This is a genomic window from Marinomonas epiphytica, assembly GCF_054780655.1.
Genome location: NZ_BAAGVX010000038.1, coordinates 410,129 through 410,430, shown reverse-complemented (window position 1 = coordinate 410,430; position 302 = coordinate 410,129).

The following is a 302-nucleotide window of genomic DNA, read 5'->3' as shown; positions in this document are numbered from 1 at the left end:
CATTACGGCCTTCGGCCTAACGGCGCCCTACGATTGACGGTGCATAATTCCAATGGGGTTGATGATTCCACGATTCGATACCAATGGATTTGGCGATGACATCGTATAACACCGATTTGGTTTGGTTCAATCATGGGCGCAGCGCACCCAACGGCGCATTACGGCCTTCGGCCTAACGGCGCCCTACGATTGACGGTGCATAATTCCAATGGGGTTGATGATTCCACGATTCGATACCAATGGATTTGGCGATGACATCGTATAACGCCGATTTGGTTTGGTTCAATCATGGGCGCTGCGCA